The organism is Agrobacterium sp. NPDC090273, from assembly GCF_044772305.1.
Lineage (GTDB): Bacteria > Pseudomonadota > Alphaproteobacteria > Rhizobiales > Rhizobiaceae > Agrobacterium.
The window spans coordinates 76,836-89,186 of the sequence record NZ_JBIVYN010000009.1; the positions used below are offsets into that span (position 1 = coordinate 76,836).

Here is a 12,351-nt window from a genome sequence, read left to right on the forward strand (position 1 = left end):
GCATCGTCCTTTTAACGGACGCCACCAATTCTAATAATAAGGGGAACAAAAATGACCACCAGAAATAATGACTTCCATGCCAGCAGACGCCAGGTTCTGGCCATGCTCGGCATCGGTGTTGCCGGGACGGCGATGTCTGGCCTTCTCGGCTCCAGCGTCGTTCGTGCCCAGGCCGCGCCGAAGGGCCAGATCGTCCTCGGCTTTTCCCAGGAACCAACGGTCTTCAATCCGCACCTGCTCCATATCGAAGTTGACGAGGGCGTGTATTTCGCGCTGTTCGATCCTTTGTTCGGCGTTGACGATGGTGGCGAGTTCGTCCCGTGCCTGGCAGCCGAAGTGCCGACCGTGGCCAATGGCGGCGTTTCCGCAGATGGCCTGAAGTGGAAGGTCAAGTTGCGCGAAGGCGTGACATGGCACGATGGCAAGCCACTGACGGCTGAGGACGTGAAGTTCACCATGGAACTTCTGGTCAACCCGAAGTTCAACAGCTGGCGCCACACTGGCCACGAACTCGTTCGCGATCTGACCGTTGTTTCGCCGACGGAGCTGACCTGGACGATGGAAAAGCCTTATGCTCCCTATGCGTCGATACTGGCCTCAACCTTCATCGTGCCGAAGCACGCCTTTGATGGCGCAGCCGACCTCAACAACACGCCGTTCAACAACGCACCGATCGGTACCGGCCCCTACAAATGGACAAAACGCGTTGCGGGCGATTACATCGAAATGGCTGCCAACACGTCCTATTACGGCGATGGCCCCTTCGTGGAGCGCTTGATTGTCAAATATATTCCTGACCTCACGGTAATGTATACTCAGTTCAAGACCGGTGACCTCGATGTGGTCGGTCTGCAGGGGATCAGTGCCGATCACTACGAAGAGGCGTCCGCGCTTGCCGATCGTACCGTTGTTAAGGCCCCGGGCAGCCCGGTCGAGACCTTCTCATTGAACCTCGGTTTGCCGGTCTTCCAGGACAAGGCCGTGCGTCAGGCGCTCTATATGGCCGTCGACAAGGCATCGATCATCGATGCTCTTTATTTCGGCTTGCCTGTTGCGACCGAAAGCTACATGCCTCAGCAGGCCTATTACCATAATGGCGACCTGCCGAAGCACGAGTTCAACATCGAAAAGGCCAGTGCACTGCTGGAAGAAGCCGGCTGGAAACTTGGCAGCGATGGTGTCCGTGCCAAGGACGGTCTGCGTTTATCGTTTGAAAACTCGACGACGTCAGGCAACCACCTGCGCGAACAGATGCAGCAGTTTCTGCAGCAGACCTTTGCCCAGATCGGTGCGGAGATGACGATCCGAAATCTTCCTCCGGCCGTGATGTGGGGTGATCACTGGATGCTCTCCCAGTATCAGAGCGCGATTGCCGGTATCGTGTTCCTGACTGGTGGCGATCCGGATACATCCGATTACTTCAGTTCGAAGTCGATCGCCGCGCAGGGCGGAGCAGGGCAAAATACCTGGCAGTGGAAAAACGAGGATGTCGACAAGCTGCTTGCTGAAGGTGCGGCCATCTTCGTTCCGGAAGAGCGGAAAAAAACCTATGCGAAGATACAGGCATTGGTCCGCGATGAACTTCCCTTCCTGCCGCTGCACCAATTTACAGACCTCCGTGGTTTCAAGAAGGGCTTCGAAGGTTACGTGCCGAACGTCAACGTTCGTATCGACAGCTGGAATGTCAACAGCTGGCGCTGGAGCTAATTAGCCAGGTCGGGCCTTCAAGGCCCGACCTACCTCCTGCTACGACCGCGACGACGGAGATTTTATATGTTGCGCTTTCTGCTCGGCAGATTGGGGCAAAGCCTTGTCCTGTTCCTGATTGTTTCCCTGATCGGCTTTTGCGTTTTGATGCTGGCGCCGGGTGGGCCGATGTCGAAATTCGCGCTGACGCCAGGTATCAGCAAGGTCGATCTCGACCGCATCGCCCACGAAATGGGGCTCGATCGGCCAATCCTCATCCAGTATCTGGACTGGTTGTGGGGTCTGGTTCGCGGTGATTGGGGCAACTCGTTCCGCGACGGGCGTCCCGTCCTGTCGATCATCGGCGGTCATCTCTTCGCGACGCTGTTATTGATGGGTACCTCAACAGCGATTGCGATCGGACTGGGTGTCTGGATCGGTATGAAAAGTGCGATCAAGAGATATTCCGCTTTCGACTATTCGATGACGATTGCGACCATGGTGGCGCTCTCTATACCGACCTTCTGGTTCGGTCTCGTCGCCATCTATATCTTTTCACTCAGACTTGGCTGGTTTCCGGCCGGGAACATGTACACGATCGGCGACCAGTCCCTGTTGGATTACGCCCACCACCTCGTCTTGCCGTCGCTGGTCCTTGCGCTCGTCAACATCGCCATCTGGAGCCGCTACATGCGCTCGTCCATGCTGGAGGCGATCGGCCAGGAATTCGTCAAGACGGCACGGGCCAAGGGGGTGCGCACCAAGACCATCATGCGCCGTCACGTCGCCCGCAATGCTCTCCTTCCGATGATAACGCTGGCGGGCATGCAGATACCGCAATTGCTTGGCGGCGCACTGGTGGCCGAAACGGTCTTCACCTGGCCGGGAATGGGGCGTCTCTTCCTCGATAGTCTCGGATACAGCGACTATCCCGTGATCATGGGACTGCTGATGTTTTCTGCCATCCTTACCGTTCTGGGCAGCCTCCTTGCGGATATCTGCTCAGCAATCGTCGATCCACGCATCCGGCTGGCATGAGGAAGACGGAGATGGCTACTGTAGATCTTGTCCTTCCTGTTCGTCCACGCAACCGTGTTGTTGCACGCTTCATGCGGCACAAACTGGCCGTGCTTGGACTGATCATCGTAACGATACTGATCCTTGCCAGTATCGCAGGCCCCTGGCTCATCCCCTACGATCAGCTTTTTATCGATCTGCGGGCGCGCAACGCTCCCCCTCTGACCGGGGCGCATATTTTCGGCACGGACCCTCTTGGGCGTGACGTCGCGGCACGGCTGTTCATGGCTGGCCGAGTTTCACTGACCGCGGGCGTCGCGGCGATGCTTATATCGACCGTTATTGGCGTGCTGGTCGGCACGGTGTCCGGTTACTACGGTGGTCGTATCGGTGCGGTATTGATGCGCATCGTCGATGGCTTCCTCGCTTTCCCGAGTGTGTTCCTGATGCTGACGCTTGCCTCCTTTATCAAGCCAAGCCCGCTGATGATTACTGTCATTATCGCGATCACGAGCTGGATGCAGGTGGCTCGCGTGGTCGATGCCGAAGTTCGCTCGCTTCGCAACCGGGAATTCGTTCTGGCCGCAACGATGCTGGGCCTGGCGCCAAGCCGTGTGATGTTTCGAGAAATCCTGCCGAACGTCATGGGCCCGATCATCGTTTCAGCGAACCTCACCATCGCCAATGCCATTCTTCTCGAAGCCTATATCTCGTTCCTCGGTTACGGCATCCAGCCGCCGTTACCCTCTTGGGGCAACATGCTGAACGGTGCTCAGCAATATCTCGACAAGGCTCCCTGGCTTGCAATCGTTCCAGGCATGGCGATCACGCTGGCGGTTACCGGTTTCAACTTTGTCGGCGACGGGCTGCGCGATGCGCTCGATGTCCGCGGTGATGGAAAGTGAGGCTGCCAATGACCCCTGTCCTGACTGTAAACGATCTGACTGTAAGCCTGCCACGCGTTGCCGACCGCACGCATGCTGTCCAGAACATATCCTTCACGCTTGAGGCCGGCGAAATTCTCTGCATCGTTGGCGAATCCGGTTCTGGAAAGTCTGTTACGGCCAATGCCGTGATGGGATTGCTGCCGCCGCCACTCAAGGTCGAAAGCGGTTCGATCCGCCTGCACGATCGCGATATTCTGGCTCTCGGCGAAAAGGATCGTTCGAGCTTTAACGGCCGCGTGGTCTCCATGATCTTTCAAGATCCGCTGTCGGCGCTGAACCCGCTGATGACGATCGGCCGGCAGATCGAAGAGGTCATGCTGACCCACCCGGATGCTGCTCCTGCTGACCGCTGGGGGCGGGTGATCGAGCTTCTTGAAATGGTTGGCTTGCCCAATCCGCCTGCAATGGCGCACCAGTATCCGTTCAGATTGTCGGGTGGCCAACGCCAGCGTGTGATGATTGCCATGGCCTTGGCGCTCGATCCGGACGTGCTCATCGCAGACGAACCGACGACCGCACTCGACGTGACGACGCAGGCGCAAATTCTCGAAATCATCAAACGCCTGCAGCGGCAGAAAAAGATGGCGGTGATGTTCATCACCCACGATTTCGGTGTGGTCGCCGATATTGCTGACAAGGTCATCGTCATGGAAAAGGGGAGGCTCATTGAGCATGGCTCGGCCGAGCAGGTGCTCAATGCCCCGCGCGAACCCTATACCCGGCGTCTGCTCGCCGCCATTCCAACGATGCGGACAGAGGCGCGCAAACCCGTGCGGGATGACGCGCCGACAGTTCTCGACATCAAGGATCTCCACAAGACGTACAAGACGGGTGGCGGTCTATTCGGCAAGGCACGCACCGTGCAGGCCGTGGATGGCGTCAGCCTTACTCTTCGCAAGGGCGAGACGATAGGGGTGGTCGGTGAATCCGGATCGGGAAAATCGACGCTTGGACGTATGATCATGAAGCTGCTGGACAGTGATTCCGGACAGATCATTCTCGATGGTGAAGATGTGGTCCCGCTCAAGGAAAGCAGTTTCCGGCGCAAGAGGCCCTATATCCAGATGGTCTTTCAGGACCCGTTCGCCTCGCTCAATCCACGCCATTCCATCGAACATTCGCTGGTTTGCGGCCCCATGAGCTTTGGAACCTCGCTTGGTGAAGCGCGCGCCAATGCCGTCCGGTTGCTGAAAAGGGTTGGTCTGCCCGAACAGGTACTTGAACGCTATCCGCACGAATTTTCAGGCGGTCAGCGCCAGCGTATCGGTATTGCCCGTGCTTTGATGTTCAATCCTGTTCTGCTGATCGCAGACGAAGCCGTCTCGGCTCTCGATGTTTCGATCCAGGCGCAAGTCCTGCAGCTTCTCGACGAAATCCAGCAGGAAACCCGCATTTCGATGATGTTCATCACTCACGATTTGCGGGTCGCAAGTCAGATCTGCGACCGTATTGCCGTATTGCAGAGGGGGCGTCTCGTTGAGCTTGCTCCTGCCCACGAACTCTTCTCGGCTCCGAAGGACCCGTACACGAAGAGCCTTGTGGATGCCATTCCGGGATGGAGCGCCTGATGATGGGAGCCGCGCCGCTCGTCCATGATCTCAGAAATCGACCTATGAAGCCAAGCATATAGGCAGAAGGATCAAACATGCCAAAGTTCTCGCCTTTCGATGCGTCCTACTGGTTCGCATCGGCCCCGCCTGCCCCCGAGACGGAACGCCTTTCCGGAGAAAAGAAGGTTGATGTCTGTATCGTCGGTGCGGGATATACCGGCATGACGACGGCAATCGAGCTTGCACGGAAGGGCGTCTCCGTCGCTATCCTTGAACGGGAGGAAGCCGGTTACGGCGGTTCGGGCCGTAATGCCGGCCATTGCAGCCCGACCTTTTCCTACTACGAACTGGAAAAGGTTCGGTCGTTGGTTGGTCAGCCCTTCGCAGAGCGTCTGATCAAACGGCAGACGAGGGCGGCAGACAAGGCGGCTGAATATATCAGTCACTACAATATCGACTGTGAATGGGTTCAAAATGGTCTTGTCATTGGAGCGATGCGGCCGGGACATATTCCCCATTTGCAGCACAAGGCCGACGGCTACAACGAAGTCGGCGCGCGCACCCGCGTTCTCAGCCGTGACGAGGCAATCGCGATTACCGGTTCGCCACGCATGTATGGCGGCTGGCTTCACGAAGAAGGCGCGCACCTCCACCCGCTGAAATATGCACGCGGACTGGCTCGTGCAGCGATTTCGGAAGGAGCGAAACTTTATACCAGTTCACCTGCCATCGGATGCGAGCGGCAAGGTGACAAGTGGAAGGTCACGAGCAGCACCGGCCATGTTATCGCCGACAAGGTGATCTTTGCGACGGGCGCTTATACCGTCGACGGCTGGCCAAAACTTGAAAAAAGCTTCCGCATTTTGCCGGTTTACGTCTGCGCCACCAATCCTCTTTCGGACAGGCTCAGAGAAACGGTTCTTCCACGCAACACCTCGATGATTGATGGGCGCGGTGACTTCTATTGCTACAAGTGGTCAGCAGATAACCGCATCGTCGCCTCGATGTTTCTGATGGGACCGCGTGGACGCGACCTCGACTATACGAAGAAGGTTATGACGGACAAGCTGAAGTGGCTGCACCCGCAAATAACCGAGGATGTGCGCTGGGACTATCTCTGGTTCGGTGAGCTCGACATGCAGTACCGCACGGTGCCGCGCCTTTACGGGCTTGCGCCTGGCGTCGTGGCGCTCACCGGGCTATCGGGTCGTGGCGTCCCGACAGGCACGATGCTTGGCGGTATCCTTGCTGACTGGGCCATCGGCATCCCTGAGAAAGACCTCGATCTCGAAGTCGAACCGCTTGAGGAAGCACCGTGGTGGATGGATTACGGCCCGACCTACAAGCTGCGCGAGATGCGCTTCGTCGACAATTTCATGAGCAAACGCGGTGGCGTCGAGCTGCCCCCTCACTACTGATTTTCTCTTTTTTTTTAAGGAACAAGCAGATGACGATCTATGCAAAAGTCGGCGATGACACTGGCCTGATGGAAGCGGCCAAGGCTGCGGATGGTGCACAATCCTATCGCAACATGATCTGGGTAGATGAAGGCGACGCCGAAACCGCCACAAAAGCTGCAGTCTGGATCGCGCCGCCCGGCGTTTATGCCTATCCCGCCCGACCTCTGGCCGAAACCTTTGTGGTGATGGAAGGTGAGGCGGATTGCCAGGTGGCAGATGGCGAGATCCGTCGCATTGGCGTTGGAGATATCGTCACGATTCCAGTCAACGCTGCAATCTCGCTGACTGTTCTTACGCCCTTCCGCAAATTCGCGATGGTTGTGCCCAAGGGCGGCGCGGGTAACGCCTGATCTGTGCCTAGCCGCATTGTGGACAGGTGCGACAAGGCCTTTGGTGATGGCCAAGGGCCATCATGAGCGGCGTGATCGTCTGGGCTCGTGATAGCAGACGGTGAGGGGAACCAGCGATGGACAGATTTGATGTTGCCGTCATCGGCGCGGGCATCAGCGGCTGCGCGACCACTTATACCCTGGCAAAAATGGGAGCCAAAGTCGTTCTGGTCGATCGTTTCGGCCCGGCGGCCATGGCATCTGGCTGGACGCTTGCTGGTGTGCGGCAATCTGGCCGAGATCCGGCGGAAATGCCGCTTGCTCTCGATGCCGTCAATATTTGGCAGACATTGCATGAGGAGCTTGGTGCTCCAACGCATTACACTCGACGTGGCAATCTGCGACTTGCCCGCAACGGGAACGAATACGGGGTAATCCGTTCGATGGTTTCCGAACAGCAGGGACTTGGCCTCGACCTTGCGTTCCTAGCGGATAATCAGGCGGTGAGGGATATCGCACCTGCAGTTTCAGAGGCCGTTCCCGGGGCCTCTTTTTGCCCGACGGATGGCCACGCTGATCCGCAGGCGGTCAGTGCTGCCTATATCGCGGCGCTGTCGCGACATGGCGTAGCGCTGGCTATGGGCGAAAACGTCGAGGCGATTGCCGTCTCTGGCGGCAGGGTCGTGGGCATCAGGACGGATGTTCGCAAACTTGGTGTCGACAGCGTGGTGCTCGCCGGTGGAATGCTTGGAAACGCACTGCTCGAACCGCTCGGCCTTTCTGTCCCGATCCGCACCCCGATGGTTGCGGTCATTCGCAGCCGACCCGTTCCACCAGTTCTCGATCAGGTCATCGGCGTATGCGGCGGAGACTGGGCCGGCCGGCAGGAAGTGAACGGTCGTCTTCGGATCACAAGCGGTATGCTCGACTGGTCGGGGAGCATGGAAACTGTCACGACAAGCGCCGGAGATCGACCGCTTATCCGTCCGCCGTTGTCTAGTTTGAACGCGATCATCAAAACGCTCGACCATTTGCTGCCAGGTCTCTCCGAAACACCGATCGAGGAGTGTTGGGCGGGTCTTCTCGATCTTACTCCGGATGCGCTACCTGTTCTCGACCATGCACCCGGAATTTCCGGCCTCGTCATCGGCATGGGTTTTTCCGGCCATGGTTTCTGCCTTGGGCCAGTCACGGGCCAAATACTCTCCGATCTCGTGACGGGCCGTCAGCCTACTCATGACCTCTCTTCATTCAAGTTCAACCGATTTGGCTCAAATACCCCCCAGGCGAAGCTCGAGCTTCACGGTTAGCCAGTCTTCGATACTCAAAATATCTCAGGAGTTTTCAAAAATGCCCGGTCCCTTCGTCGTTCCGTTTCATGGAGATACCGATCTGCCGCAGAAGGTGGATGTCGTCGTCATTGGCGGTGGCATCATCGGAACGTCGACGACGCTCGAGTTGGCAGAGCGGGGTTTCAAGGTCGCTTTGTGCGAAAAGGGTGGCGTTGGTCATGAGCAATCGAGCCGCAACTGGGGTTGGGTGCGCATAACCCGCAGAGACCCGCGCGAAGTGCCGCTGATGGCGGAAGCATTGCGCATATGGCCGGGCATGAACGAGCGGCTCGGCAGGGATGTCGGATACACGCAAGCAGGCATCACTTTTACCTGCCTGACCGACAAGGAGGTCGAAGATCATGAGCGCTGGATGCGCAATCTTGAAGGTTATCAACTCAATACGAGAATGCTGACGCCGCAGCAGTTCGCAGAAATGAACCCTGGCTCGAAGCTCGATATCAAGGGGGCGTTATACACGTCCGTTGACGGGCGGGCCGAACCGCAGAAGGCAGCTCCGGCTGTTGCGCAGGCGGCTCGTGATCGTGGCGCCCACATCATGACTGAATGTGCCGTAAGAGGCATCGATACCAAAGCTGGCAAGGTGTGTGGTGTCTTTACAGAGCGCGGTTACATTGCCTGCGATGCGGCGGTTCTGGCCGGTGGTGCGTGGTCGAGCCTGTTTGCCGGAAACGCCGGTATCAGGCTTCCACAGTTGAAGGTCATCAATTCCGTCATCAGGACGAAACCAATGGAAGGCGGGCCGGAATCGGCGATTTGGACAAATGGGTTTGCCATTCGCAAACGACAGGACGGCGGTTACACGATCGCCAACGGTTTCGAGAATATCGTCGATATTGTCCCAGATAGCTTCCGTTTCTTCCGCGATTTCCTCCCAGCGCTTGGCCATGAATGGCGTGCTTTGATGTTGCGAGGCGGTCTGGGTTTCCTAGACGAAGCACGGCTTCCTCGCCGATGGAAAAACGATGAGGCTTCGCCTTTCGAATATAACCGTGTTCTCGACCCCAAACCGTCGTTCAGTCTTCAGGACAAGGCACTGTCAAATTTGCGCAAGGCCTTTCCTGCCTTTGAAAAAGCCGAAATAGCACAGCGATGGGCAGGGAAAATAGATGTCACGCCAGACGCAATCCCCGTGATTTCGGGTGTTGATCAAATCCCGGGTTTCTTCATCGCGACAGGGTTCTCCGGACACGGATTTGGTATCGGTCCGGCGGCCGGCAGGCTCATGGCAGATATCGTGGCGGGTACCGCGCCACTCGTTGACCCGCATAACTTCCGGTTCAACCGGTTTTCGGATGGTTCAAAAATAGAAATCATCAGCGGATTTTAGGTTGGAAACTAAGTCGAAACCTATGATCTGGCCGGATTTCGGCCCGATCAGATGGGGCGCTCTCATACCGGAAAGGCAACAACCATGCTAACCCGTGCTTTCTACCCTGCAATGCTTGGGTGCAACTATTAACCAACCGTTAACCATGCTCTCCTAGCTTTGCCGCTCAAGGCCGAATTCTGTATCGGCGCTTCAGTGGCCATTCTTCCGTTCTGCGTGCTGGCAAGTTGCTCATTCTTCTGTTTTGAAGGTGGAACGTTGCATGCGGTTTTCTTGGTTTTCACCCTTTCTGTGCACGATCGCCCTTTGCGCGCTCGCAACGGGGTGCGCCAACGGTTCGAATGTAAAAAACCGACAGGGATCACCAGGAAGTCCAGACATTTCAGCCAACCATACGGGCGGATCACAAAGGATCGATCTGCCTGGTGTGACGGGATCAACAGAGCGGCAAACCGAACCCGTGCAATATCGCAAGTCAGAGCATAGAGGGCCTCTGTCACTCGAGACTGCTGTGAGGAAGGCTGTCGAATGGCACCCAGCCGTTACGGAAACCGTTGGCCGGTTACGTCAGCAAACAGAGTCGGTCAACGAGGCGAGGGCCGGTTATCTTCCAAGCGTCAGTTGGGGGCTGGACTCCTCCTACAATACCTATCGATCGGATCGATATAGCCCAGATCTCAGCCTCAACGTCTCCCAGATGCTCTACGATTTTGGCAAGGTCGACAACAAGATAAAGATTGCGACGGCCGGAATTGCAGGCCGAAAATCGCAGGTCTTGATGGCGGTGGATGATCTCGCACGCGAAGCGGCCTACTCTGTTATCGAAATCCAGCGCAACCGCGCACTACGAGGTGTGGCTCGTGATCAGATCTATGATACCAAGGCAATCGTGCAACTGGTGAAGTCTCGGACTGACAAGGGCGCAAGTACGCGCTCCGACCTTCTGCAGGCTGAAGCACGTGTGCAGGCGGCAGAAGCCACGTTGCTGGAAATCGACGGGCAACTGTCGCGCTGGGAAGCCGTTTTGGCTAACGTCAGCGGAATAAGCGGACGTATCGACGTCTCGAACAAAATGCCAGGCTGGCTTTCGAAATCCTGCGGTTCCACACAACTTGACTGGTCGCGTGTTCCGGCAGTTATGCAGGCAGAGGCAGACCGCGAGGCAGCGGCCGCGCAGATAAACCTTGCCAAGGCCGAAGGCCTTCCTACCTTGTCACTGGACGCGGGAGTTGGGGTTGATGTTTCGGAGATTGGCTCACCTGACCCTGACTACACTATCGGATTGAAGGTCACAGGAAGCCTCTATAATGGTGGTGCAACAAGTGCCCGGCGGAATATGGCAGTGCAGGCACTTGGCGCTTCGCAGGCGGCAGAAGCTCGTGCGCGGGTCGATATTCTGAGAAACCTGACGGAATCAAGCAGTCAGATTTCGAGCAAAGAAAGCTTGAGCCGCTCGCTTTCAACACGCCAATCCACGATGCGACAGACACGGGACCTTTATCGGACACAATATGTTGAACTGGGAACGCGCAGTCTGCTCGATCTGCTGAATGCCGATCAGGAATTACATGCAGCAAGGTTCGATATCTCTAACATTCAATATGATCTGCACAGGTTGAACATCGACTGCACCTTCAGTGCCGGACGAATGCGCGAAGCATTTTCATTGGAAGGCCAGACCGTCCAAGGTACATCTTTGTAGAGCATACCACTGCCATCGCCGCGAAATGACCTTTATCTTTTTGATTTTTGTCAATTTTTGTGGCTGTCTTGCGTCATTCCAAATTGCTGGAAATGGCTATTTTGCCTGCGGTATTACAAACTCCAGCCCCCCCCCCTTTTTCTGGTCCTTTCTTAGGATCAGCCGTCCTTTCGTTTGGTTTGAAAGCGGTGCTATTTTAACGAGTATCGCGCGACGCAAAAAGGTTGCCAAAAGATCATTCGATTGAAAATTTTCACGCTCTATGAAGCCCACGAGTGGATCAAAAACCAATCATTTTTGAGGGATGAATTTCCGTAGGTGGCTGAAGCAGAATCCTTAACAAGCACACGCTAATGCTCTCAGGGGTTGTTTTTTGTCTTGCGATGCCTCGTTTTTATGCGATTATGGAAGCGGGAGAGGTTCTTGAGAGGGAAGCTTCCCTTCGAGGCAAAAGAGTAGAGTTGGAGGATTTCGGGCTCTATCTCTGCAGCGGTTCAGCCGTTCGCAAAAATCCATTTTTTTGAATGTTGCTTGGCGTTTCAAGCGGCAGTGGTTTTCTGTCGCCGAATGTTGCCGCGTTGCAGGAGGACAGTTTTATGGTTGCAATCGTAACCGATATGGCCGCCGGAAATTCTCGGACCGTTCCACTCGACAAATTGACGATTGATGAGCCGAGCCTCGTGCAAATTCGCGCGTCCCGCAATGATGTCGCCGACTTCGTTCGTGATGGAGATGACCTGTTGCTTCGCATGCGGTCCGGTGAGACCGTCCGGATCGGAAATTTCTATCGAGAGGTTGACGGCGAACATAGCCAACTCGTGCTTGAGGACGAGAATGGAAATCTTTGGCTTGGCGAAAACAGCGATGGTTTGGCAGATTTCGAGTTTTCGCAGATTGAAGGTGTCGATCAACTTGTTGGTGCTTCTGCGAGCGGTGGTGGCTCCGTTCTCGGATTAGCTGCACTCGGACTTCTCGCAG

9 protein-coding genes and 1 pseudogene are annotated in these 12,351 nt (G+C 56.4%); all 10 read left to right on the plus strand.

Features of this window, described 5'->3' with window-relative positions; translation table 11 throughout:
- The first annotated feature begins 51 nt into the window (after positions 1–51).
- Complete coding sequence (locus tag ACIQT8_RS21310; RefSeq protein ID WP_400969387.1) at positions 52–1,707, plus strand: peptide ABC transporter substrate-binding protein; 1,656 nt, start codon at positions 52–54, stop codon at positions 1,705–1,707.
- 66 nt (positions 1,708–1,773) lie between these two features.
- Entirely contained in the window at positions 1,774–2,724 is a 951-nt protein-coding gene (locus tag ACIQT8_RS21315) for an ABC transporter permease (RefSeq protein ID WP_138791787.1), read from the plus strand.
- Positions 2,725–2,735: 11 nt separating this feature from the next.
- On the plus strand, positions 2,736–3,608 hold the full coding sequence (locus ACIQT8_RS21320; RefSeq protein ID WP_138791786.1) for an ABC transporter permease: 873 nt from the start codon (positions 2,736–2,738) through the stop codon (positions 3,606–3,608).
- An 8-nt stretch (positions 3,609–3,616) separates the two neighbouring features.
- A complete protein-coding gene (locus tag ACIQT8_RS21325) occupies positions 3,617–5,218 on the plus strand; it encodes an ABC transporter ATP-binding protein (protein ID WP_400969391.1) in 1,602 nt (533 codons plus the stop codon).
- Positions 5,219–5,295: 77 nt separating this feature from the next.
- Positions 5,296–6,618: an NAD(P)/FAD-dependent oxidoreductase gene (locus tag ACIQT8_RS21330; RefSeq protein ID WP_400969394.1), complete on the plus strand. Its 1,323-nt coding sequence runs from the start codon at positions 5,296–5,298 to the stop codon at positions 6,616–6,618.
- Positions 6,619–6,647: 29 nt separating this feature from the next.
- Positions 6,648–7,010 (plus strand): cupin domain-containing protein, encoded by a 363-nt coding sequence (locus ACIQT8_RS21335; RefSeq protein ID WP_262526957.1) that lies wholly within the window; start codon positions 6,648–6,650, stop codon positions 7,008–7,010.
- Between the two features lie 116 nt (positions 7,011–7,126).
- On the plus strand, positions 7,127–8,299 hold the full coding sequence (locus tag ACIQT8_RS21340; RefSeq protein WP_400969397.1) for an NAD(P)/FAD-dependent oxidoreductase: 1,173 nt from the start codon (positions 7,127–7,129) through the stop codon (positions 8,297–8,299).
- A 40-nt stretch (positions 8,300–8,339) separates the two neighbouring features.
- Positions 8,340–9,671 carry an NAD(P)/FAD-dependent oxidoreductase gene (locus ACIQT8_RS21345; RefSeq protein WP_400969400.1) on the plus strand — a complete coding sequence of 444 codons (1,332 nt, stop codon included), beginning with the start codon at positions 8,340–8,342 and terminating at the stop codon, positions 9,669–9,671.
- Between the two features lie 262 nt (positions 9,672–9,933).
- On the plus strand, positions 9,934–11,373 hold the full coding sequence (locus tag ACIQT8_RS21350) for a TolC family outer membrane protein (RefSeq protein WP_400969403.1): 1,440 nt from the start codon (positions 9,934–9,936) through the stop codon (positions 11,371–11,373).
- Positions 11,374–11,990: 617 nt separating this feature from the next.
- Positions 11,991–12,254, plus strand: a pseudogene (locus tag ACIQT8_RS21355) (BapA prefix-like domain-containing protein); the annotation flags it as partial.
- Positions 12,255–12,351 lie beyond the last annotated feature (97 nt).

What these genes read in the sequence shown, in the direction of transcription:
- ACIQT8_RS21320 (WP_138791786.1), top strand. Translation starts at nt 2,736, where the DNA reads ATGGCTACTGTAGATCTTGTCCTTCCTGTTCGTCCACGCAACCGTGTT.
- ACIQT8_RS21345 (WP_400969400.1), top strand. Translation starts at nt 8,340, where the DNA reads ATGCCCGGTCCCTTCGTCGTTCCGTTTCATGGAGATACCGATCTGCCG.
- ACIQT8_RS21325 (WP_400969391.1), top strand. Translation starts at nt 3,617, where the DNA reads ATGACCCCTGTCCTGACTGTAAACGATCTGACTGTAAGCCTGCCACGC.
- ACIQT8_RS21350 (WP_400969403.1), top strand. Translation starts at nt 9,934, where the DNA reads ATGCGGTTTTCTTGGTTTTCACCCTTTCTGTGCACGATCGCCCTTTGC.
- ACIQT8_RS21310 (WP_400969387.1), top strand. Translation starts at nt 52, where the DNA reads ATGACCACCAGAAATAATGACTTCCATGCCAGCAGACGCCAGGTTCTG.
- ACIQT8_RS21315 (WP_138791787.1), top strand. Translation starts at nt 1,774, where the DNA reads ATGTTGCGCTTTCTGCTCGGCAGATTGGGGCAAAGCCTTGTCCTGTTC.
- ACIQT8_RS21340 (WP_400969397.1), top strand. Translation starts at nt 7,127, where the DNA reads ATGGACAGATTTGATGTTGCCGTCATCGGCGCGGGCATCAGCGGCTGC.
- ACIQT8_RS21330 (WP_400969394.1), top strand. Translation starts at nt 5,296, where the DNA reads ATGCCAAAGTTCTCGCCTTTCGATGCGTCCTACTGGTTCGCATCGGCC.
- ACIQT8_RS21335 (WP_262526957.1), top strand. Translation starts at nt 6,648, where the DNA reads ATGACGATCTATGCAAAAGTCGGCGATGACACTGGCCTGATGGAAGCG.